Raw genomic sequence first — 23,170 nt, 5'->3', positions numbered from 1 at the left:
GTCCTCTCAAACTTTAATAAAATCTTTCTCTACGCAGCCGCATGAACCGCCCGCGCCATTAACGGCCTTATACCGCTGCCGCACCACCCACGATTTCTGACAGCTCTTGCGTGATTGCCGCCTGACGGGCTTTGTTATAAGCCAATTGCAAGTCGTCTATCATGCTGCCGGCGTTATCAGACGCCGCCTTCATGGCCACCATACGCGCCGCTTGCTCACAGGCCGCGTTTTCTACAGATCCCTGATACACCAAAGATTCCACATAGCGGGTCAACAGGTCGGTTAATACCTCTTTGGCCTCCGGCTCGTAGATATAATCCCAGTGGTGCTCCAGTTCTTTATTGTCGTCTTTGACGATGGGCAGGATCTGATCAAGCTGCGGATCCTGGGTCATGGTGTTAACAAATTTGTTGTACACCACGTACAAACGGTCAATTTCACCGTTGTCGAAAGCGTCGAGCATGACTTTAACCGTACCGATCAAATCCTGAACCCGAGGCTCATCACCCAAGTGACTGGCTTGGCCGATAATCTTGCCACCCAGTCGTTTAAAGTATCCGCCGGCTTTGGAACCGATGGTACACAGATCAATACCGACCTTTTGGTCGTTCCATTCGCGCATGGCCCGCAGTGTGGCGCGGAACAAATTGGAGTTCAAACCACCGCACAGACCACGATCACTGGAAATAATGATAAAACCCACCCGCTTCACCTCACGCTCTTTCATATAAGAGTGCTGGTATTCAGGATGAGCATGAGCCAAGTGAGCGATCACATTGCGGATCTTATCCGAGTACGGCCGGGAAGCCGCCATGCGGTCCTGCGCTTTGCGCATTTTACTGGCGGCAACCATTTCCATTGCCCGCGTGATCTTCTGCGTGTTTTTAACGCTCTTAATCTGCGTGCGAATTTCTTTTCCGACTGCCATGGTTTCGCTCCTTACCAGGTGCTACTGGATTTGAATTTATCCAGAGCCGCTTTCATTTCCGCAGCGATTTCGTCGTTATAATCCCCGCCGGCGTTGATCTTGTCACGTAAATCGGCGCTATCGGATTTAATGAAGGAGTGCAACGCGGCTTCAAAAGCCACCACTTTGGACACATCCACATCATCCAGATAACCTTCGTTAGCCGCGAACAAGGAGAAAGCCATATCAGCAACGGTCAAAGGAGTATACTGAGTTTGCTTCATCAGCTCGGTAACACGTTGGCCGCGTTCGATTTGTTTGCGGGTCGCATCGTCCAGATCAGAAGCGAACTGGGCAAAAGCCGCCAACTCACGATATTGCGCCAAGTCCAAACGAACACCACCGCCCAGCTTTTTGATGATCTTGGTCTGTGCCGCACCACCCACTCGGGATACGGACAAACCGGCGTTGATCGCAGGTCGGATACCGGCGTTGAACAAATCACTTTCCAGGAAGATCTGACCGTCAGTAATGGAGATTACGTTGGTCGGTACGAAAGCGGATACGTCACCGGCTTGGGTTTCAATAATTGGCAGCGCAGTTAAAGAACCCGTTTTCCCTTTCACGGCACCGTTGGTGAGCTTCTCAACATAGTCGGCGTTGATTCGAGCCGCACGCTCCAGCAAACGGGAGTGCAGGTAGAATACGTCACCGGGATAAGCTTCACGACCCGGAGGACGACGCAGCAACAGAGAAACCTGACGGTAAGCCCAAGCTTGTTTGGTCAAGTCATCATAAATGATCAGTGCGTCTTCGCCTTTGTCGCGGAAGTATTCACCCATGGCGCAACCGGAGTACGGGGCGATAAACTGCATGGCCGCCGCGTCAGAGGCACTGGCCGCGACTACGATGGTGTGGGCCATGGCGCCGTGCTCTTCCAGCTTGTGGACGACGTTAGCGATACTGGAAGCTTTTTGGCCTACAGCAACATAGATACATTTAACACCGGTACCTTTCTGGTTGATGATGGCGTCGATGGCTACAGCGGTTTTACCCGTTTGGCGGTCACCGATGATTAACTCACGTTGACCACGACCGATGGGTACCATGGAGTCGATAGCTTTCAGACCGGTTTGTACCGGCTGATCAACCGATTGACGGGCGATAACACCGGGAGCCACTTTTTCAATAGGAGAAGTGCCTGCAGCATCAACTGAGCCTTTGCCGTCGATGGGAGTACCCAGAGAGTCAACCACACGACCCAGCAGGCCTTCGCCTACGGGAACTTCCAGGATGCGGCCGGTACAGTACACTTTGTCACCTTCGGTGATGTGCTCGTAAGCACCCAGTACTACCGCACCCACGGAGTCACGTTCCAAGTTCAAGGCCATACCAAAGGTATTGCCCGGGAACTCGATCATCTCACCCAGCATTACATCGGATAGACCGTGAATACGCACGATCCCGTCAGTAACACTGACTACGGTACCTTCGTTCTTGGCCTCGCTTGAGACTTCGAAGTTCTTGATTCTTTCTTTAATCAGACCACTAATTTCTGATGGATTTAATTGCATTTCTGTATCCCCTCAGTAGCGCAGCTTAACCAGCCAACTCTACGGAAAGCTTTCGAATTTGACCAATGGATGAACCGTCGATAACAAGGTCACCCGCTTTAATGACAACGCCACCCAGTAGAGACTCGTCTACACGACACGTTAACGAAACTTCACGACCCAGACGCTTTTTCAGGTTCGAGGCAATCAGGGATTGCTGATCCTTACTGACTTCAAACGCCGATACCACTTCCGCTTCGATGGTTTTTTCCGCTTCGGCTCTTAAGGTTTCGTATTGCTGTGCAATTTCGGTCAACACGTTCAAACGACGGTTTTCCACCAACAACTTAATCATGTTTTGTCCTTCGGCATTAAGTCTGCCTTCGCAAACTCCCAAGAACAATTCCGTCATTTGTTGTTTGTTCACATTGGTATTGCCGATCAACTGTGCCATATCCTCGTTGGAGGCTACAGCGGCAGCAAATGCCAGCATTTCAGACCAGTCCTTATATTGAGATTGGTCCTTTGCCAATTCGAAAATAGCTTCAGCGTAGGGGCGTGCAACTGTAGAATTCTCTGCCATGTGTTTGCCCTATATTTTTGCCACCAACTCGTTTAAGAGTTGGTCATGAGCCTTTGCATCGATTTCGCGCTTCAGCACCTGTTCGGCACCGATAACCACCAGCGACGCCACTTCCTTACGCAAGTGTTCACGAGCCTGGTTGATTTCACGCTCAATATCCGCGTTAGCCGCAGCCATAATGCGCTCGCCTTCAACCTTAGCGGATTGTTTTGCTTCCTCAACGATCTCGGAAGCCCGCTTATTGGCCTGGGCAAGAATTTCATTAGCCTGCTCTTTGGATTGCTTTAAAGTCTCTTTGGCACGCTTCTCAGCCAACTCCTGTTCGTGCTTGCCTTTTTCCGCTGCGGCTAAACCGTCCGCGATGCGTTTTTGACGAGCTTCCATCATGGCTGACATGGGGCCCCACATATATTTCTGGACCAGCCAGATCAATATGATGAAGGCGACCATTTGCGCGATGAGAGTTACTGTAATGTTCACTGTCGTCTCTCCTTTAGGTTTGGGACCGCACTTTTATACGCACTGCACGCACGCAGAGCGAGCCCGCAACACCCATTATTATCCGCCCATTGCTGCCTTTGCCGCACCGATGAAAGGGTTAGCAAACAGGAACCACATAGCGAAAGCCAGGATGATAAAAGGAAAAGACTCCATAAGACCGGCAAAGATGAACATATTGGTCATTAATGCAGGACGCATTTCAGGTTGACGCGCAATACCTTCCAGGGTTTTGGCACAAATTAAACCCCAGCCGATAGCTGATCCCAAACCAGCCGCAGCTAGAATGACTCCAACACCAACAGCCGTGTAGGCATAAATGGTTGCAATCATATCAGGTGTCATTATTACTCTCCTTAAAAAATATCAAAATGAATAAAAAGTTAAAATTGAATGTTCTTTACTATGTGTTCTTTACAATAATTCTTTCGGCCCTGTTAATGATCCGATGTATGTGCCATACCCAGGTATACAATGGTTAATACCATGAAAATAAACGCCTGCAATGTAATAACCAGAATATGGAACAGTAACCAAGCTATATCCAGCACCACTTGCAATGGGAACCAAATCAATAAACCGGCACCGATAGTGGCGGCTCCCGCCAACAAAGCGATCAACAGGAATACCAACTCACCGGCAAACAGGTTTCCGAACAAACGCAAACCCAAACTCAGGGGTTTGGCCAATTCTTCGATCGCCGTCATCACAATGTTCACCGGGATGGCGAATTTACCGAAAGGATGGAACAAAAACATTTTCAAATATCCCACCGGACCTTTGATCTTGATGCTGTAAAAAACGATCAGCAGGAACACGAAGAAAGACATGGCGAAGGTAGTGTTAATGTCAGTGGTAGGCACCACCTTCAAGTAGCTCACACCAAACCACGAGCCGATCAAGGGCAGCAGGTCTACTGGGATTAAGTCCATGAAATTCATTAACCAAACCCACAGGAATATGGTCAGCGCTAATGGAGCGATGATGGGATTGTGGCCGGGGAAGGTATCGCGCACCTGGCCTTGAACAAACTCTAGAATGGATTCAACAAAATTTTGAAATCCACCGGGAACACCGTCAGTCATATTGCGTGTCACACGCATACTGACAAACACCATTAAGGCGCCCAGTAACACACTGAAGAAAACCGTGTCCACATGTAAAGCCCAGAAACCTGCGGCTTGGTGTGTTACGGGATCACAGTCACCCACGCATAAATTGGTTAAATGGTGTTGAATATACTCAACGGTACCACCGCCGGAAGAACCTTCTGCTTGACTCAAGGCTAGTCCCCTATTTCTGTGACGCGTTACCGGAACGCGTGCTCACCGCATAACTGATTTGAGTTATGACGAAACCGACAATTACTGCAACCGGATCCAGTTTTAACAACCCCAAACCCAGAGCCAGTAAACCCAATACTAAAATAAACCTTTGCAACGCTCCCAGCATCAATATAGCCAGGCTTTTTTTCGGATCGCTTAGCGCTGCCTCACCGGCGCGTCTTACACCGCGACTCAATATCAGAGCAGTGGAAACACTGGTGAGCCCGCCAAACAGGGCCGAAGCGGCGTGCAGCACATCCTGAAATAAAAACAGGACCGCGATCACCACACTGCTCAACAATTGCAAACCCACCACTCTACGAGTGCTCTGAGCCAGCGCGGTCTCTAAATTATTTGAGTGCATTTTTCTGTATCCGATGCCAGGTTTTACCGATTTTTGTCATTGATCCCGGTATCGGTGGTTATCCGCTGCTGTCACTTATCGCATGAATATCACATGCTTAGTACATGCGCGGATCACTTAACATTTTGTAAACTTTTAGGATGCCGCCTATAAAACCTAAAACGCCAAAGGCAAATAAAAACACCGGTGCAGTCTTTAGCCAAACATCGACCGCATACCCCAGAATAAATCCGGCTGCAATCATAGAAGTTAGAATGCTTCCAACTCCAATGAGCAAAAGCCCGGGACCTTTGGTCTTTTTCATATGCGCTTTTTCATACAAAATAAACCCAGGCACATCCTAAAATTAGGGCGCAAAGTATACCGCCGACGGGGTAAATCAGCAAGAGCTAATAAGCAAAGCTTATCGGCAGGTAAGTAATGTTAAATATTGTGACGCAATTCGCATTAGGAATGCGTTGGCGCAGGGAAAAATGATAAATATCAAATTGGAAGAACAATAATTGAGCAAAACAACACCGGAACGGTTTGCTTTTGAAGGGGGAGCTTGCGCGCTCCATCCATCAGACGGCGTGTGAAGCGCGCAACGGTAGTTTGAGTTAGCGGCAGCGCCAGCCGACGCGAAAGGCGGAGCCTGTGATTTCGACAACGGGATATGGTACCCCAGAAAAATACTACGAAGCCTATCGTAAGATATCAATGATCTCGCGAGTTTCCTTAACCAAGCGCAGGACTTTGTCTTCAACTTTAACGGAAATCAAACCTTTGCTATCCGGTTGACTCACTTCAACCGCGGCGGCAAATACCAGCGGATCCAAGGTGGTACCTTTCGCCAGCTTTTTCTTCCAACCGGGGGGCAACTCCTGGCCTTTGGCAGCTTTCTTCGCCAAACCCGGTGGCAACTGGGAATTGCCCGGTTTTGCCGGAGCCTGGGTGGCAATCAAAGCCAAAGCGGCGGTTAAAACAATCAATAATTTTTGCATCTGCTACTGCCTCATTTTGTAGTTCCAGCCTTTAATATCGACGCCGTCGGCCACAACAACACAATAAAGACGCGACCCTCATCACGAAAAGCCGCGACCAAACGCCCATTCAAATCCAATTCTCCATACAATACTAACGATTATTATAAGTATTGCTGATATAAGCCCGTAAAATCGAGATGCTATCCTGCTGTTTTTATTGCGAATGCCTTACTTTTTTTCATTTCTCAAATTGTTAATATTTACCCCGGTTTTTATCTACCCCTTGGCAGGGCAATGGTTTATTATTTAGAGCGAATAACAACTATAACGCCAGCCAAGCATTCATGGATCCCGAATGCCCGGTAATGGCAGATATTGTGGCTAAAAGACGGATTCAGACGGGAAACTGTTTACGACAGGATACCCATATGATAACCGCGTGAAACCGCATGATTCCGGAGTTGACTCTGGGATGAAACCTAAGTGCAGACCCATACCCTTTATACTGCCCATGGTAGCCATGAGGGTTCTCGATTCGGGGTACTTGTTTTAAGTGCACATGTAAGAAGACACATGCCCCTTCGACGGCACTTAGTGCTGTGGCACTAATATTGTGGCGCTAATATTGTGGCACCAAATGCGGGCCCACGGGGTAAATGATTGTCTTTAGTCACAGATATATTTCGGGGCAACTAAAAAAGAACAGGCAATGAGTATGAACAAAATTATCGTTAACCGAGGCTCTTTTAAACTCGAAGAGTTCGACTTTATCCAAAACTCCCTAACGATCGGCAGGGCCGCCGACAACGACATCAAACTGGATGATGCGTCTGTGAGTAATCACCACGCTAAAATCGTCAAGATTTTAAACACTTGCTATATCCAAGACTTGAATAGCACCAACGGCACCCTGGTAAACGGTAAAAAAACCCACAAGCGAAGCCTGTATTCCGGAGATATAATTTCTTTGGGAAAACATCAGTTGCTGTATCAGTCCGACAATCCGGCAACTGCATCCGCCGAAAACGACAGTACCATGTTATTGCAGCAAGATGACATCGAACGCAGCTTAAAAGAATACATGCACTCTCAGACATTTACTAACCCACAAGAATCCAAGCCAGGGGCAACAGCCGCAAAATCCGGCAAGCCGGAAGCAGCTGCAGCTGCAGCTGCAGCAAAGATTAGCCCAACCGGGGCCATGGCCGGCAGTCAAGCCCACCAGGCTCAGGGCCCGACACATGCCCAAAACCCGGCCCAAGCTCAAAACGGACCGGTCGCAAAACCGGTGATCCCACAACACTATGTGGAACACTTAAAAGCAGCGGCGCAAACCGTTGCCAAACACGATACCCCGGCAGTAGCTTCTGCCGCTCCCCCCAAAGCCACGGTACAGAAGACAACCGAACCGGATGTCGCTGTTGCCAGTATGGACACCGGCAAGAAAACTGTTCCGGATACACGCTTAATTTTAGGGCGTCGCCCTAAAGGCAATAGCAAACCGGTGATCCAAGTGGATACCGACCGCCCCAAACCGGCACCGTATGATATTCCGATTCACAACACGGCAGCCATACCCGCCGGCGAACCCAAAGCCGTTATAACCGAAAGACCTTTATCCCAGACAAAACCGGATATTGCGTCGGCGGTGATAGACACAGACAGCGCAGCGGCCGCAGTTAATATTGGCAGCCAGGATTTCAGTGATTTTGGCGGGGCTGTCGCGGCGCGTAATTTGAACGAACCTAAGCCGGACCCTGCATTTCACGGAGCCCGCAATATCGTATTTACTGAACCAAAACCCCGTAAAGGTGTGCTCAGCGCCCTATGGGCAGTGATTATTGTGGCTTTGTTGGTGGAAGTTGTTTACATCGTTTATCGCGCACTTAATTAATCCGAGTACAATAATCCGATTCCGTGTCGGATTATTGTCTTTACCAGCAACGGCTATTTGATGTGCGCCAGAATTCCGTCCAGCTCATCCAGACTGTTGTAATGCACCACCACTTTACCCTTACCGTTAGGCAAATGGTGAAATTGGACTTTAGCACCCAGTTTTTCTGAGATGCCGTCCTGTAGTTGCTGGATATTGGGATCGATTTCTTTCTTTTTCGGTTTGGTGTCGCCCTTATCTGAGCGCAGCTTTCTCACCAATTGTTCGGCTTCGCGCACCGACAGTCGCTTGGTGGCAATCTCTCTGGCCACGCTGCTTTGTACGCTGCTTTCCAAGCTGAGTATGGCACGGGCATGCCCCATTTCCAGCTCGCCTTTTTCCAGTAAAACGCGTACATCTGCCGCCAATGACAACAAACGCAATAAATTACTCACCGCCGCACGGGAACGACCCACGGCATCCGCCGCTTGCTGGTGAGTCATTTCGAATTCATTGATTAACCGTTGTAACGCGGTTGCTTCTTCAACCGGATTGAGATCTTCCCGTTGAATATTTTCAATCAAGGCCATGGCAATAGCGGCGTTGTCTGACACATCGCGCACAACGGCAGGCACTTCATGCAATTCAGCCAACTGCGCCGCACGCCAACGACGCTCGCCGGCAATGATTTCAAATCGATCGCTACCGGCCAGCTTGCGTACAACAATAGGTTGCAATATTCCTTGGGCCCGGATGGAATTGGCTAAATCTTCCAGGCTTTCATTATGCATGTCGGTACGCGGCTGGTATTTACCCGGTTGCAGCAAATCAATGGGCAATTCCCGCAATTCGCTGTCTTTAGGCTCTTTGACTTGTGCAGCCTGAGAAATTTCTGCTGCCGGAGGAATTTCTGCAGCTTGGGGAAGCTCTGCTGCCGGGGGCAAATCCGCGGTTTGATCCTGAGATTCTTCTGCGTTGGACCGGGTTCTGGACGACCCACCCATCAGCGCATCCAAGCCTCTCCCTAAACCTCTTTTCTTTACAATCATGACTGACTCTTTATGCTTATTATATTGTTAAAGCAATGGACGACTATGCCAGAACAGCATTAGTGGGCCGTACCCGTTGTTGTTGTTGTTCCCGTCTTACAATCTCACCCGCCAGCGCCAAATAGGCTTGCGCGCCACGGGAAGTGCGGTCGTAAACCAAAACGGGTACTCCGTAACTGGGGGCCTCAGCCAACCTTACGTTTCTGGGGATCACGGTACGATATAAGCGATCACCGAAATATTTTTGCAACTGCATGGTCACATCCGCCGCCAAGCGATTGCGTGGGTCATACATGGTTCGCAACAAACCTTCAATTTTCAGGCTGGGATTGAGCGAACTGCGAATCTCATCGATAGTATTTACCAGTGCTGTCAGACCTTCCAACGCATAGTATTCACATTGAATTGGTATCAGTACCGCATCTGCCGCCACTAATGCGTTCAAGGTCAGCATATTCAATGAAGGCGGACAATCTATAAAAATATAATGGTATTGATTGCGTATCTCGGCCAAGGCATTACTCAACTTACGTTCTCTGCCGTCGATTTCCAACAGTTGAACTTCAGCCGCGGTCAAATCGGCATTGGCCGGCAACAAATCATACCCGGCTTCTTCGGTTGCCGTAATAGCGGTTACAATATCGCATTCTTCCATTAACACGTGGTAGCTGGAATAGGTCAGCTTCTGCTTATCGATACCGCTGCCCATAGTGGCATTGCCCTGAGGATCCAAATCAATGAGCAGCACTTTGCGCTTGGTTGCTACCAATGACGCCGCCAGATTAACACTGGTCGTGGTTTTAGCTACCCCGCCTTTTTGATTGGCAATCGCAATAATTTTTCCAATAGTCATAGGAATTTGACCCGAGTTGGATAATCGTTATACATATCTAATGCCCTTACAAGGATAATGCCACATTTGGATTCGCTCTTATACAAACTATATGTCTTTGTGCCCCAAGTCCAGCCACGTTTACCTTGTGCACTTCTTCCACCTGGAACCGCGCTTCCAGCTGTAACTCATCTTGCGGATATTCCCCTTTCATGGCGAGAAAAATGCCGGATTGACCGCACAAATGTTCCGTGAATTGTAGCATGTTACTAATGGAAGCAAACGCTCTAGAGATAACGGTATCAAATTTTTCGTCAATTGCGTAATTTTCCGCACGCTGTGTTTCCACGCTGACATTTTCCAGAGCCAACTCCATTTTAACTTGTTGTAAAAACCGGGTTTTTTTCGCGTTACTGTCCAATAGCTTAAAAGACCTTTCCGGCGCCGCGATGGCCAACGGTATGCCGGGCAACCCGGCCCCCGAACCCACATCCAGTATGCGATGCCCCCGTAGGAACGGCAGTGCCGACAGCGCATCCATAATGTGCAAGGGCACCATATCCGTGATTTCACGTACAGCAGTTAAATTATAGACCCGGTTCCACTTTTGCAGCAGCTGCAGATACGCAACAATTTTTTGTATCGCTTGCGGACCAAGTTCCAGCCCCTGTTGTCGCAAGGACTGGGTTAACAAAGATTCCATGCAGCTATCTATTATAAAACAACTAGTTACCAGATGCCGCCGAACTCATTTTGTCCAAGGCTTTGGACATCTTGGCGGCAACATCGTCGCGGTCGCTAATACCGTGGCGCTTGGCAATATAAGCAGGATCATTGTAAGTCAACCAGACTTGCCCATCGGCATCTTCCCAAGCCAGGGCCTTCATGGGCAAATCGATACCGGCGGTTTGCCGGCTGGTGAAAAAGTGCGTTCCCAACTTGGGATTACCGAATATCAATAACTCGGTTGGGCGCAGCTTCAAATTCACCCCTTCGGCATTTTTTTTATGACTGACTCGAGCAAAAATATTGATTCCTTTTTTCTTTAACACATTACTGAGACGATCTAAGGTTTCGGTAGCGCTGTATTTACTCTTTTTAGTGATCAAACCATTATCCGCAGCAAGGGTGGCAAAAGGCGCACTTAAAACCAACAATACAGTGGCTACTAATACTTTTTTCATTATCAACCTCCAGTTTTTGATGATACCGAATCCAATGACGGTTGGACCGGTTCTTTATTACACGATTTTGCCCGTTTTTTTAAATGCACCAGTAATAATGATACCGCTGCGGGGGTTACACCCGACACGCGAGACGCTTGGCCTATGGTTTCCGGCCGATGCTGCTGCAACTTTTGGCGCACCTCATTGGACAAACCGCTGACGGCATTGTAGTCCAAATCCTTGGGTAAATTGAGGTCTTCGTACCGACGCTGCCGCTGAATTTCTTCTGTCTGCCTTTGGATATAACCGGCATATTTGGCTTGAATTTCCACCTGCTCCGCCGCCAAGGGATCAATGGGCCCACCTTTCGCTTGCGGCAAACTCATAAGACGGTCATAAGTCACTTCCGGACGTCGCAGTAAATCCAAGAGCTTATGCTCGCGATTCAGCTCCGTTCCCAACACCCGCTGCGCATCCTCCGGGGCAATCTGTTCAGGGCGCAACCAAGTCGTGGCCAGGCGCCGGTTCTCCGCCTCAACCGCACACCGTTTGGCCTCAAAGCGCTGCCAGCGCTGCGGCGACACCAGCCCCAGCTCCTGTCCTTTGGGGGTCAGACGCAAGTCCGCATTATCTTCCCGCAACAACAAGCGGTACTCCGCTCGGCTGGTAAACATGCGATACGGTTCAATGGTGCCGCTGGTGATAAGATCGTCAATTAAAACTCCCATATAGGCCTCATCCCGACGCGGACACCAAGGCGCTTTACCCTGGCACTGTAATGCCGCATTCATCCCGGCGATCAAACCCTGCGCAGCCGCTTCTTCATATCCTGTGGTACCGTTAATCTGACCGGCGAAAAACAATCCCTGCATATGCTTAGTTTCCAAGGAGGATTGCAAATCGCGGGGATCAAAGTAATCGTATTCAATCGCGTAGCCCGGGCGGGTTATATGTGCGTTTTCAAAGCCCTTCATGGAACGGACAAAATCCAGCTGTACATCAAACGGCAAGCTGGTGGAAATTCCGTTGGGATACACTTCGCAGCTGTTCAGCCCCTCCGGCTCAATGAATATTTGATGTGAGCTTTTATCGGCAAACCGGACGATTTTGTCTTCGATAGAAGGACAATAACGCGGCCCAACCCCCTCAATAACACCGGTAAACATGGGTGAGCGGTCCAAGCCTTGCCGGATGATGTCATGAGTATGCTCATTGGTATGGGTAATGTGGCAACTCACTTGTTGCGGATGCAGTGATGCTGCACCCATAAAGGAAAACACCGGCACCGGCTCGTCTCCCGGCTGCTCTTCCAGCTCTTCGTAATTGATGGTTTTGGAATCAATCCTGGGTGGTGTACCGGTTTTGAGTCGATCCACCCGAAATGGCAGACTGCGCAGCCGTTGCGCCAGCGCGTTGGCGGGAGGATCGCCGGCACGGCCGCCTTCGTAGTTGGACAAACCCACATGAATGCGACCACCCAAAAAAGTACCCACGGTCAACACCACTGTGGAGGCGAGAAAACGCAGACCGGCTTGCGTGACCACACCTTTTACGGTTTGATTTTCCACAATTAAATCATCGACAGCCTGCTGAAACAGGTACAAACCTTGCTGTTGTTCCAGAGCCGATCGAATGGCCTGTTTGTACAATACCCGATCCGCCTGAGCCCGGGTTGCCCGCACTGCAGGCCCCTTGCGTGCATTGAGGCGACGAAACTGAATCCCGGCCTGGTCGGCTGCCAGGGCCATAATCCCACCCAAAGCATCGATTTCTTTGACTAAATGCCCTTTTCCAATCCCACCGATCGCCGGATTGCACGACATTTGACCCAGGGTATCCACATTGTGGGTCAATAATAAGGTACGCGCACCCATACGTGCTGCCGCCAAAGCCGCCTCCGTACCTGCGTGGCCACCGCCGACCACAATCACATCATAAAACCCGGAATTGTTCATGGAAAACTCATCATGGAAAACAAGAAAAGAGTTAAAACCCATCCATTTTACGCCCCCACTCGTCGTAGATCCAATAAAACCTGCTTTTCATGCCGCTCTGAAAATTATAAATGTCCCTAAAGAACCCAGTTTGGTCTAAAAAATGCTGTGCATTTTCCGATAGTTCGACAAAGAGGCAATTATCATGGCCATGAAAAACAACCCAAAAGATGGGGCGCAGTTTTGTTGCATCAATACGGATTTCCATCAAGGCGGAATCATTGATAAATCCGGTAAGGAAATTCCTATTACGGAAAAAATGCTGCAACTGGCCTTTGAAAAATACATTAACGCCTGGGAAAGCTGGAAAAACCAAACCTGCAAGCCCCGCTGAGGCAAGCGACCTTTACGGCCGGCACAATCACCCACTAAATGAGTAACCCAAAACACATGGCGCAAGCAGCACAACAAACAGACGACCCACAACTATTAACCGAAACCATCGTCGCCCAGGCTTGCGGTATCATCCTGGGCAAGGAGCAGCAAATTCGCCTGGCTTTGGCCTGTATATTGTCCAAAGGACATATACTGATCGAGGACCTCCCCGGCGTGGGAAAAACCACCCTGGCTCATGTTTTCGCCAAGGTATTGGGCTTGGAATTTTCTCGGATTCAGTTTACCAGCGATTTGTTGCCCGGAGATATTCTCGGAGTTTCCGTCTACGATCATCAAAAAGGGTTCCAATTTCACCCCGGCCCCATATTTTCGCAATTGGTTTTGGCCGATGAGGTGAATCGTGCCACACCCAAAGCACAAAGTGCCTTGCTGGAGGCGATGGAAGAAAAACAAGTGAGCCTGGAGGGTCAAACTCGCCCTTTACCCGACCCGTTTTTTGTCATTGCCACCCAAAACCCCACCCACCAAATAGGGACGTTTCCTCTCCCGGAATCGCAACTGGATCGATTTTTAATTTGCATTGGACTGGGTTATCCGGACAGGCAAGCGGAACGGGCTCTGCTCAACGGCGAGGATCGTCGTGATATGCTGGAACGCATAGTACCCTGTATATCCCAGGAGCAACTCATCGCCCTGCAGCAGCATGTCAGCACCATACATGTCAGTGATGCACTGCTGGATTATGTGCAGGCACTGCTGGAATACACCCGCTGTGCCCCGGAACTGGCCAACGGACTGTCACCGCGCGCCGGACTGGCCATGCTGCATTGCGCCAAAGCTTGGGCCATGATGCAAGGCCGTGACCACGCTATCCCCGAAGACATTCAAACCATACTCCCCCATGTGGTCAACCACCGACTTCGGTCCGCATCAGACAGCGGCAGCTCTGATCTGGTTCAAAAACTCATGGATATACCCATCCCCTGAAGCGGGGGTTGTTATGCGAACCGCAATACCAGCAACAGTGCTTGACGGTAAATACCGATTGGGGATGCGCACTATTTATGTGCTGCCCACCAAACAAGGTATTTTGTTCGCCATGCTATTGGGCGTCATGCTGAGTGGCTCCATTAATTACAGCAACAGCCTGGGTTTTGTACTGACGTTTTTACTGGCGGGTCTGGCAACGGTATCCATATTCCACACACACAAAAATCTTTATGGGTTGCGTGTGTCGGTACGGCCCATTGCCGATGTCCACACTGGTGAGCGCACTTGGATTCCTGTGGTAATTGAAAATGACGCCGCAGGCAAACGCAACCTCAAAATACAGGTGTCTACCAGAACGCCCTCTATCTCTTTTAGGCGCTGGTACAACATGCTGTTTTCACGGCCCCAGACCAATCCGGCGCCTCACAGTGTCCGAGTTGATGCGGAGGCAAATGCATTCACCACTGCAGCAGTACCCGTTACCGCGCTTAAGCGAGGCAAGCAACAGGTGGATGAACTAAAACTTTCATCAACCTTTCCTTTGGGTTTGTTTGTCGCCTGGTCTCGCATCCCGGTTTACCATACCTTCATTGTTTACCCTGCGCCTGCGGCGCGCTGCCCCTTCCCACAGCAACCGGTATACACCAAGCAAAGCGGTGATAAAGGACGTGGCTCGGATGATTTCGCCGGTTTTCGCAACTACAACCGCGGCGATCATCCGGGGCATATCTACTGGAAAGCCGCCGCACGCAATCAAAATCTGGTTATCAAACAATTCGGCGGCGACCGCAGCGATGAGCTATGGCTGAACTGGTATACCTTAGACGCCATGGAAACGGAGCAGCGCCTGTCATTACTGACACGCTGGGTCATAGATGCAGAACAACAGGGACTGGGCTATGGCCTGCAACTGCCCCACCTGAGTCTCGAACCCGGTAATGGCGGGGCTCACAAAGCCCGCTGCCTCAAAGCCCTGGCCTTATTGTGATACCTGCCGCACCTATGTTTCGCACATTTCGTATCTCACACCGCATATCCCACCGCAACCCGATCGCCGCCGATTTTGCCTGGCTCTATGTCGGCCTGGGTCTGGTGTTGTTGCCCCATGTCGCCTACCAAACCCCATCCATTACGAGCGTTTGTATTGCTCTTTTCACCTGGAGGGTAATTTATGACTTCGGGTGGGTACCGCTGCCATCAAAATTAGTACGCATGATTATTGCTCTTGGTGCCCTACTGACGGTAGCAACCATGTACAAATCTGTACTGGGTCGCGACCCGGGAGTTTCACTGCTCTTAATGATGATCTGTCTAAAATTGCTGGAGGTCCGTACGGATCGTGATTTTATGATCATTGTTTGCTTAGGCTACTTTGGTGTCATAGCCGGGTTTTTGTATAACCAAACCATGCTTATTGGCGTGTACCTGTTACTTGCCGTTGTCTTACTAACCACGGCTCTTATTTCGCACAACAGCATCAGAACGACCTCCACACCACGTCGCGAAAAAGAATGTTTACGATTAGGATTTACCTTGCTGGTGCAGTCGATTCCGTTAGCGTTGATCTTGTTCGCGCTATTTCCGCGAGTACAAGACGCCGCATGGGGGCTGGCACAAAACAGTGCCGGCGCTAAAACCGGACTCACCGACCAAATGTCCCCCGGGAAAATAAGCAACTTGAGCGACAATGATGAAACCGCCTTTCGAGTAGAGTTTGACGGAACCAACCCCTTTCCCTGGCAACTGTACTGGCGTGGCCCGGTATTAAATACCTATGATGGCCGCACGTGGACTCAAACAAACAATATCAATATCAAACTGGATCACAATCAATTACCCGTCACCTCCGGCAGCCAGCCTCTGAGTTACCGCATCACTTTGGAGCCGCATAAACTGACTTGGTTATTTGCCCTGGATGTACCCGTCAACATACCTAAAAACAGCTATTTGAATGGTGAATTTGAACTCCGAGCCCCTAAACCGGTGGTCCACCTGGCGCAATACCACATCGAATCCGCATTGGAATACACTTTATCAAAGCAAAGTTTAATCAATCGACACACCTATTTACAGCTACCCTCGGGTTATGGCGTCAAGGCGCAGGCGTTATCCAATCAAATGGCAGCACAAATCAACGGCAGCCACCGGGATGCCGCGTTGGTACAAGCGGTGATTAACTATTTCAAACAACAACCGTTTTTTTATACCCGTAATGCACCTCTACTGGATGATGACCCCATCGATGAATTTCTGTTCTCTTCCCGTCGAGGGTTTTGTGAACACTATGCCTCTGCGTTTGTGTTTTTAATGCGAGCTTCCGGCATACCCGCGCGCGTGGTCACCGGCTACCAGGGCGGTGAATATAACCCGATGGGGAATTACTTCCTCATTAAACAATCAGACGCCCATGCCTGGGCCGAAGTTTGGCTGGAAAACCAAGGTTGGACGCGGGTAGATCCAACAGCCGCTATTCCAGCACACCGGATTGAAGACCGCCGTAGCCTGGAGCGGCGCCAACGTGCCGACGGTTTGGCAATTCAAGGCCCCGGTTGGTTTGCCGGCCTGGTGAAAAACATTGGCCTGGCTTTAGACAATGCAGATCTTTATTGGAATAAATGGTTCATCGGTTACAACGGTGACTTACAGCAAGCTCTGCTGGCATGGATCGGTCTAAAAAATGTGAGCCAACAAACACTGGTGACGCTCCTATTTTGCGCATTGGGACTTAGCTTGGCCTTGATCGCTATGTTTATATTCTACCGCAGCAACCGGCAATATGATCCGGCGCAAAGAATTTACGACCGTCTCTGCAGAAAATTACGACGCCACGGTATCGAAAAACAAGCAAGCGAAGGTGCGCTGACCTTTGCCGCCAGAGTTGGTAAGGTCAAACCACAATGGCAGGAGGGATTACAGTACGTTGGAGAGATTTACAACAATATCCGCTACGGTAATATGGGAAATAGCAAAACCGAGCTAACCAAGCTGCGCCGTGCCGTCAACGATTTAAAACTTTAACCGCCACCCCACCCCCCAACAAATTTCAGTTAGCCAACAGTCACCAACCGAGACTATACTCACTAGTGTGGATTTGACATCCTCCAGCCACCCATAGGACGGGAATATGAGCCTACACCGCTTTACCCAGCTGATAATTACACTCGTTTGTGTGCCTCTGGGTAACGCTATCGCCGGAGAAACTCTGACCCTTGGCGTCCACCCCTACAAATCCGCATCTAAAATTATCAAAGCTTACAGTCCCTTAGCTGATTACCTTCACCAAAAGCTGAACATGCAAGTAAGCATTACCATCGCTCCGGACTATTTGACCCATATTCAGAAAATTGGCAGGGATGAAATAGACATCGCCTATTTAGGACCCGCTTCCTATGTGGAAATGGTGGAAAAATTTGGGCAAAAACCCATTTTGGCGCGCCAGGCAATCAACGGTAAACCCACGTTCCAAGGTAAAATTATTATTCGAAATAACAGCCCTTACCGCAGTTTGTCGGAGCTAAAAGGAACCCGCTTTGCCTTTGGCGACCCTTCTTCTACCATGAGCCACTTGGTGCCACGATATATGTTAATCCAGTCCGGTGTTGACACCGATCAATTGGCATCGCACTCATTCCTTGGCTCACACGACAATGTGGCGCTCGCCGTCCTTACCGGTGACTATGATGCCGGAGCCGTGAAAGAAGCCGTGTTCTATAAATACAAAAACAAAGGCCTCAAGGTTTTAGCCTCCACACCGGCTTTTTCCGAACATTTGTTCGTCACCCGTAAAAACATGCCACCGGAGCTGGTGCAACGCTTGCGCGGTCTGCTTTATGTTTTACACGAAAGTCAACAAGGCCGCACCATTCTGTCCCGTATCAAAGCAGACATTACTTCCATGCAACCCGCTGCGGACGCGGACTATGACAATCTTCGTTCGGTCATCTCCCAGCTGAAGCTACAAGGCATTCCATAATCATGCAAAAGGCATTCAGCACCAATAGAAAGGCGTTATTTTCCTTTATGGGAATACTGGTGCTGTTTTTATTGATTAGCAATCTGCTGGCCGTATACCAACAACGTACCATGTGGCTCGATTATGCTAAACAGCACGTCGACCACGAGTCCTTACTCATCAGCAAGCTTGTCAGCGAAGCCCTGCTGAAAGGCGACTACAGCACCGTGGAATACTTCCTGGCCCAGTGGGCCAAAGAGCGCCCACACATCGACAAGGTCCACGTCACCGCTGTCAACGGTTTTGTTTTGGCTCAATATGAACGTGACAGCGAGCAATCCAGCCCGTATGAAGTCAAACAAGATATTGCTTACACTGACGGCAAGACACTCACATTGCAAATTGTTGCAGATCTGACCCACATCCACGACAACATCCAATATCTCGCTTTACAGTTATTTAGCGCATCAATTATTTTGGTGGCCATCATGGGAGTATTGTTATGGCGGTCTTTGTTAAAAAATGCCATAACCCCGTTACAAGAGGAAATCACCGAAAAAAAACGAGTTCAACAGCAATTGTCCGAATACAGCATGCAATTAGCCCAAGCCAGAGACATGGCGATCGCTGCCACTCAGGCCAAATCCGAATTTTTAGCCAATATGAGTCATGAACTGCGCACTCCCCTTAACTCCATCATCGGCTTCACCAGCCTGATAAAGGAAGAACAAGTTGGCCCTGTCAATGAGGAGCAAAAAAAGCAACTTAGTATTGTTTACAATTGCAGCCATCATCTGCTGCAGCTGATCAACAGTATTCTGGACTTGGCCAAGGTCGAGGCAGGAAAAATAGAGATCGTTAAAAGTCATTTTGATGTGATTGCATTGTTGCAAGACTGCATCGGAATCATGCAAGCACTCGCACGACAAAAAGACCTGACAATAAAGCTAAACCCACAGCAAGATGCAGCGAACTTCTATACCGACAAACAAAAATTGCGGCAAGTGATTTTAAACCTGTTGAGCAATGCTATCAAATTCACCACTCAAGGTAATATTGTCATCAGCTGCCGACAAACAAAAGACGAACTGACTATCGAGATCCAGGATACCGGTATCGGTATCGCCGAGTCACAACAACATTCTATTTTCTATGCCTTTCAGCAAGTAGACGGCAGCGATACCCGAGAGCAACAAGGGACAGGCCTGGGGCTGGCAATTTGCGCTCATTATATAGACCGCTTAGGCGGAACATTAACGGTACAAAGCACTTTGGGTAAAGGCAGCACATTTCAAATTAGACTCCCCGACATTGAAAACACTGTCATAAACACTCAAAAAAAGTCCAGCCGAAAAAGCGCACTTACCGAGGCCTGAACCAGAGAGTTAATTGGGAGTGTTCAGCACGATTTTGGCTTACGCCGGCGCTCCCGGCTCAGGTCAACTGTTTTCTGCCCAATAAATGGCGAAACCTAAAGCAATGAGAGCCACTTCGAATATGCTGATCCAAATCAACATATAGGTGATTCGACGCCCCATGGGCTTTAAGGGTTGCCAGATGCGACGCATGTACCAACGATAAAAACCAAGCTTTCCCCAACGTTTCCATTGTTGCAGATAAGAACGAATGTCCGTCGCCCAAATCACCAGACTGCGATCCACTTCATGCAGTCGTTCTTGCTTTTCTTCAGCGCCCAGTTCGGTATACTCGTCCGTAATCGTCAGTTTTGAGCCGGTGCTATGGGGTTCTACTTTTAAGCGTGTGGATTTCTTTAAGCCGTCGCTGTAAAGAATCAGCAATCCGTCATCTTGCGGCTCTACTCTCATGGTAACATCGAACTCGAAGGGTTGTTCCTGACTGGAATTTACACCCGTAAAGCGATACTCATTCTTTCCCAAAACAGACCATTCGTTAAACACTAAGTGGGGATTAATGCGGAACAAACGCTCAATGTCCTGACAAAATTCGAATAATTCGGCCTCTGATATGGGAAGCTCCACGCAAACCCAGGCACGATCCTGCTCCTCACTATCCGGAGTTGTTGTTGCAGCTTCAGGACTCATGGGGATAAGGTGCTATCATCATTGGAACATTTAACGCCCGCATGACCTTATCGGTCAACAAACGCGAACGCAGGCCGGAAACGCCTTTGGGACGTGGTGCCCCCAAAACCAATAACTCGGGACTGATTTGCTGCCCCACTTTCAACAAACAATCTTCGGGATCACCATAAATAAATGTGCTCTCATATTGCAGTCCCGCAGCCTCAACTATTTCCTGTACCCATTGGGCGTGCTGGTCCACTTCCTGACCCAACTGAGTTTCAATGTGTCCGGCAAATCGATCGCGAGACACGCCATTATTGAGCCAGTCATCGCCCATTATGCCATCCCACAACTTGGGCACCACATATAAATGGTGCACACACCCGCCTGCATCGCAAACCTCTACCGCTAAACGAGTCGCGGCTTGGGCGCCGTCACTGCCGTGACTGGCTAATAGAATTTTCGAAAACTTCATCTTGGAACCCTGTCAAAAACCACTTTACTGTTTCTAAGCCTGCTTCTAAGTTTTTAAAAAACCTGCCTTAAAAACCTGTTTAAATTCCATCAAGAAAAAACCGGCGCCTGGAACAGACGCCGGTTCTTCATACCGCGAATCAGACGTTCTTAATAAACTACGTAAACGGCTGCTGCGATTATCAGAGCAAAGACCAAAGCCATGCCGTCTTCTTTTCGATCACTACCGAAGATGGACAAAGCAGATCCACGATCAAATTTTAATTCACTCATGATCCCACTCCTTAAATGGTTTCTTTAACAATCAGCATGACCACAACCAGTGAAGCCACTGCTTTGATCAAACCCACGATACCGCCTATGACGGCAGGTTGGCCACCGGCCTGTTTCATGGAAGACACGGTAATTTGCATACCCAGCCCCACTAAGCCGAACGCGAACAACCAGGTAATCCACTCACGAAATGCCTTTATTTTCTTGGCCGTGTGTCGAACGGCTTTGTGTGCGCCTTTAAGAATGCCATTTGCATCTTTGGACAACACTTTGGCGTTTACCAGACCGCGCAGAATGTCATCATCATCGATAGACATGACCTTCTTGTTTTCCAGCAGTCGGGTCAACGCTGCCTTGCGATCTTCTCGTTGCACTTTTGACATCTCGCCTTGCAATAATGCCACTTGATCTGCCTTCAGCAGCTTAGAGTCTTTGAAGCCGGTCTCAGCTGTGTTGCCGAAGTACTTGCCCTTGTAGTGGTTAGCTGGAGCGAAAATACCGGTGGTGGACAAGGCAAACAACAGGATGAAGCCCAGCACAAACACGGGAAATTTTTCAAACACCACACGCCCGACACTAACCGTGTGAGTTGCGCTTTCTTCACGTTTGACGTACCAAACCGCCAACCACAATACGATAATCGGCAATACCAGTACGCGGGTAATGTTGAAGATTTCCGCGACTTTCAGGGTTTCAATACCATCCGGTTGATAAGCCAACGCGGCACCGGCGACCTGTGCAGAGTTCAGAATACCGGTACCTGCCCAGGCACCGAACTGCACATAGGACATACCTAACAGGTTACCGATAATGGGGAACAGGAACATACAGCCAACACCCCACAACAAAATGGTACCGATGGTGTACGCGATCTCCACTGACTTGGCCTGTACTACCGGTGCTGCGGCAACGGTGGCGGACACACCGCAAACACCCATACCGGCCGAGAGCACTCCACCCATGGAGTTGGGAATATTGCGTTTAGCGCCCAACCACAATACCAGGCCGACAGAACCCAATACGAAGAAGCCGATCATGACGATGGACAATCCACCCAGATTTTTCAGCTCAGCGGCACTGTAAAGAGTACCCAGCAAGATTACACCGGTTTTCAAACCCAAACGGGAAAGACGTACACCATTTTCAGCCCATGCGGGTACTTTGAAAACGTTGACGATGATAATACCGGTCACAATCCCCATAACCACATAGTTCAGACCCAGTAATTTGTGAATGTATTTATCGGTGTCTCCCACTTTACCCATGGCTACGCTGGCAACGGCAACTTCCGGCGCGATAAACCAACGAACCAACATGGCGATCAACAGGATGAACATTCCACCCGCGATAGTGGAGGAGTAGTAGTCAAAGTGGCCTTCTTTGTGTGAGCCCAACCATTGCCACAAACCAATTAGTGCGGCAATAGAGCCGAAATATAAGGGCAGTGAAGTTAATTCACTCAGATATTTATACTTTTTACCACCTAAGTGTTCAATATAGGGTGCCATCGTACCTGAATCAGCCAAAAACCAGATGGCTAACATTATGACCCCTATAATGAACAACGCTGGACTTTTCTTGGTATATACCATAGCGATGCACCTCTATTATGAAATAATTTATTTTGCAATTAACGCATTTTTACAAATGTTAACGCAAGAACCATAACAATATTGGAATATAAAAGCTTAATACTTTAATTATATTAGCATCTGCTAACATCAATATTCCCTACGCAGTCCATATGAAACTATTTTTCCTTTACCAATCAAGTTTTTACTCACTAACCCCAGGTAAAAAACCCCTTAGCATGTCTGCTAACTTAACCTCTCCAACACAAGAGAATCATTAAAAATTTCTTGGGCCTGTAGAAAGATTCTATATTAGTAAAAACGAATCAACTGGGTTTAAAAGCTTGTTTAACTGGGTTATAAAGAGCAAAGACTTACAAACAACATATCATAATTAACACACTTAGGACGGTAAACGCA

At 49.0% G+C, this 23,170-nt stretch carries 25 protein-coding genes; 7 read left to right on the top strand and 18 right to left on the bottom strand.

Annotation, left to right across the window (positions count from 1 at the left end):
* Positions 1-67: 67 nt before the first annotated feature.
* From atpG to OEY58_17600, 9 genes are all read right to left on the bottom strand, one after another.
* Entirely contained in the window at positions 68-928 is an 861-nt protein-coding gene (gene atpG, locus OEY58_17640; GenBank protein MDH5327282.1) for a F0F1 ATP synthase subunit gamma, read from the bottom strand.
* 11 nt (positions 929-939) lie between these two features.
* The gene (gene atpA, locus OEY58_17635) at positions 940-2,481 is read right to left on the bottom strand and encodes a F0F1 ATP synthase subunit alpha (GenBank protein ID MDH5327281.1); all 1,542 of its coding nucleotides are present in this window, start codon (positions 2,479-2,481) and stop codon (positions 940-942) included.
* 25 nt (positions 2,482-2,506) lie between these two features.
* Positions 2,507-3,043 (bottom strand): F0F1 ATP synthase subunit delta, encoded by a 537-nt coding sequence (locus OEY58_17630; GenBank protein MDH5327280.1) that lies wholly within the window; start codon positions 3,041-3,043, stop codon positions 2,507-2,509.
* Between the two features lie 9 nt (positions 3,044-3,052).
* Complete coding sequence (locus tag OEY58_17625; GenBank protein MDH5327279.1) at positions 3,053-3,523, bottom strand: F0F1 ATP synthase subunit B; 471 nt, start codon at positions 3,521-3,523, stop codon at positions 3,053-3,055.
* Positions 3,524-3,601: 78 nt separating this feature from the next.
* Positions 3,602-3,886 carry a F0F1 ATP synthase subunit C gene (gene atpE / locus OEY58_17620; GenBank protein MDH5327278.1) on the bottom strand — a complete coding sequence of 95 codons (285 nt, stop codon included), beginning with the start codon at positions 3,884-3,886 and terminating at the stop codon, positions 3,602-3,604.
* A gap of 92 nt (positions 3,887-3,978) precedes the next feature.
* Positions 3,979-4,824 (bottom strand): F0F1 ATP synthase subunit A, encoded by an 846-nt coding sequence (gene atpB, locus OEY58_17615; GenBank protein MDH5327277.1) that lies wholly within the window; start codon positions 4,822-4,824, stop codon positions 3,979-3,981.
* A 10-nt stretch (positions 4,825-4,834) separates the two neighbouring features.
* The gene (locus OEY58_17610; protein ID MDH5327276.1) at positions 4,835-5,230 is read right to left on the bottom strand and encodes an ATP synthase subunit I; all 396 of its coding nucleotides are present in this window, start codon (positions 5,228-5,230) and stop codon (positions 4,835-4,837) included.
* Positions 5,231-5,327: 97 nt separating this feature from the next.
* Entirely contained in the window at positions 5,328-5,534 is a 207-nt protein-coding gene (locus OEY58_17605) for an AtpZ/AtpI family protein (protein MDH5327275.1), read from the bottom strand.
* 379 nt (positions 5,535-5,913) lie between these two features.
* Positions 5,914-6,213 (bottom strand): hypothetical protein, encoded by a 300-nt coding sequence (locus OEY58_17600; protein MDH5327274.1) that lies wholly within the window; start codon positions 6,211-6,213, stop codon positions 5,914-5,916.
* 697 nt (positions 6,214-6,910) lie between these two features.
* Between OEY58_17600 and OEY58_17595 the strand changes: the two genes are divergently transcribed.
* Positions 6,911-8,089 (top strand): FHA domain-containing protein, encoded by a 1,179-nt coding sequence (locus OEY58_17595; protein MDH5327273.1) that lies wholly within the window; start codon positions 6,911-6,913, stop codon positions 8,087-8,089.
* Between the two features lie 53 nt (positions 8,090-8,142).
* On the opposite strand, the gene OEY58_17590 is transcribed toward OEY58_17595, so the two are convergent.
* From OEY58_17590 to mnmG, 5 genes are read right to left on the bottom strand one after another with little or no spacing between them, the layout of a single operon-like run.
* A complete protein-coding gene (locus OEY58_17590) occupies positions 8,143-9,117 on the bottom strand; it encodes a ParB/RepB/Spo0J family partition protein (GenBank protein MDH5327272.1) in 975 nt (324 codons plus the stop codon).
* A gap of 43 nt (positions 9,118-9,160) precedes the next feature.
* Entirely contained in the window at positions 9,161-9,964 is an 804-nt protein-coding gene (locus tag OEY58_17585; GenBank protein ID MDH5327271.1) for an AAA family ATPase, read from the bottom strand.
* Positions 9,965-10,016: 52 nt separating this feature from the next.
* Positions 10,017-10,652, bottom strand: coding sequence for a 16S rRNA (guanine(527)-N(7))-methyltransferase RsmG (gene rsmG / locus OEY58_17580; GenBank protein ID MDH5327270.1), 636 nt, complete (start codon positions 10,650-10,652; stop codon positions 10,017-10,019).
* 22 nt (positions 10,653-10,674) lie between these two features.
* Positions 10,675-11,133, bottom strand: a complete 459-nt coding sequence (locus OEY58_17575) for a DUF302 domain-containing protein (protein MDH5327269.1) — start codon at positions 11,131-11,133, stop codon at positions 10,675-10,677.
* A gap of 2 nt (positions 11,134-11,135) precedes the next feature.
* Positions 11,136-13,070 (bottom strand): tRNA uridine-5-carboxymethylaminomethyl(34) synthesis enzyme MnmG, encoded by a 1,935-nt coding sequence (mnmG, locus tag OEY58_17570; GenBank protein ID MDH5327268.1) that lies wholly within the window; start codon positions 13,068-13,070, stop codon positions 11,136-11,138.
* A gap of 184 nt (positions 13,071-13,254) precedes the next feature.
* Between mnmG and OEY58_17565 the strand changes: the two genes are divergently transcribed.
* From OEY58_17565 to OEY58_17540, 6 genes are all read left to right on the top strand, one after another.
* Positions 13,255-13,443 (top strand): hypothetical protein, encoded by a 189-nt coding sequence (locus tag OEY58_17565; protein MDH5327267.1) that lies wholly within the window; start codon positions 13,255-13,257, stop codon positions 13,441-13,443.
* A gap of 38 nt (positions 13,444-13,481) precedes the next feature.
* Positions 13,482-14,432 carry a MoxR family ATPase gene (locus tag OEY58_17560; protein ID MDH5327266.1) on the top strand — a complete coding sequence of 317 codons (951 nt, stop codon included), beginning with the start codon at positions 13,482-13,484 and terminating at the stop codon, positions 14,430-14,432.
* Positions 14,433-14,445: 13 nt separating this feature from the next.
* Complete coding sequence (locus tag OEY58_17555; GenBank protein ID MDH5327265.1) at positions 14,446-15,423, top strand: DUF58 domain-containing protein; 978 nt, start codon at positions 14,446-14,448, stop codon at positions 15,421-15,423.
* A 14-nt stretch (positions 15,424-15,437) separates the two neighbouring features.
* Positions 15,438-17,453 carry a DUF3488 and transglutaminase-like domain-containing protein gene (locus tag OEY58_17550; protein ID MDH5327264.1) on the top strand — a complete coding sequence of 672 codons (2,016 nt, stop codon included), beginning with the start codon at positions 15,438-15,440 and terminating at the stop codon, positions 17,451-17,453.
* Positions 17,454-17,559: 106 nt separating this feature from the next.
* Positions 17,560-18,408: a phosphate/phosphite/phosphonate ABC transporter substrate-binding protein gene (phnD, locus tag OEY58_17545; GenBank protein ID MDH5327263.1), complete on the top strand. Its 849-nt coding sequence runs from the start codon at positions 17,560-17,562 to the stop codon at positions 18,406-18,408.
* Between the two features lie 2 nt (positions 18,409-18,410).
* Entirely contained in the window at positions 18,411-19,763 is a 1,353-nt protein-coding gene (locus OEY58_17540) for a HAMP domain-containing histidine kinase (GenBank protein ID MDH5327262.1), read from the top strand.
* Positions 19,764-19,826: 63 nt separating this feature from the next.
* Here the strand turns inward: OEY58_17540 and OEY58_17535 are convergent, their stop codons facing one another.
* From OEY58_17535 to OEY58_17520, 4 genes are all read right to left on the bottom strand, one after another.
* Positions 19,827-20,450: a hypothetical protein gene (locus OEY58_17535; GenBank protein ID MDH5327261.1), complete on the bottom strand. Its 624-nt coding sequence runs from the start codon at positions 20,448-20,450 to the stop codon at positions 19,827-19,829.
* Positions 20,440-20,907 carry a universal stress protein gene (locus tag OEY58_17530; protein ID MDH5327260.1) on the bottom strand — a complete coding sequence of 156 codons (468 nt, stop codon included), beginning with the start codon at positions 20,905-20,907 and terminating at the stop codon, positions 20,440-20,442. The genes OEY58_17535 and OEY58_17530 overlap by 11 nt, the downstream gene beginning before the upstream one ends.
* A 149-nt stretch (positions 20,908-21,056) precedes the next feature.
* Positions 21,057-21,179 (bottom strand): hypothetical protein, encoded by a 123-nt coding sequence (locus OEY58_17525; protein ID MDH5327259.1) that lies wholly within the window; start codon positions 21,177-21,179, stop codon positions 21,057-21,059.
* An 11-nt stretch (positions 21,180-21,190) separates the two neighbouring features.
* A complete protein-coding gene (locus tag OEY58_17520) occupies positions 21,191-22,723 on the bottom strand; it encodes a putative sulfate exporter family transporter (GenBank protein MDH5327258.1) in 1,533 nt (510 codons plus the stop codon).
* Positions 22,724-23,170 lie beyond the last annotated feature (447 nt).

Source organism: Gammaproteobacteria bacterium, from assembly GCA_029882975.1.
Lineage (GTDB): Bacteria > Pseudomonadota > Gammaproteobacteria > SZUA-152 > SZUA-152 > JAJDNG01.
The sequence above is the reverse complement of the archived record's forward strand: the minus strand, read 5'-3'. Positions and strand labels throughout refer to the sequence as shown.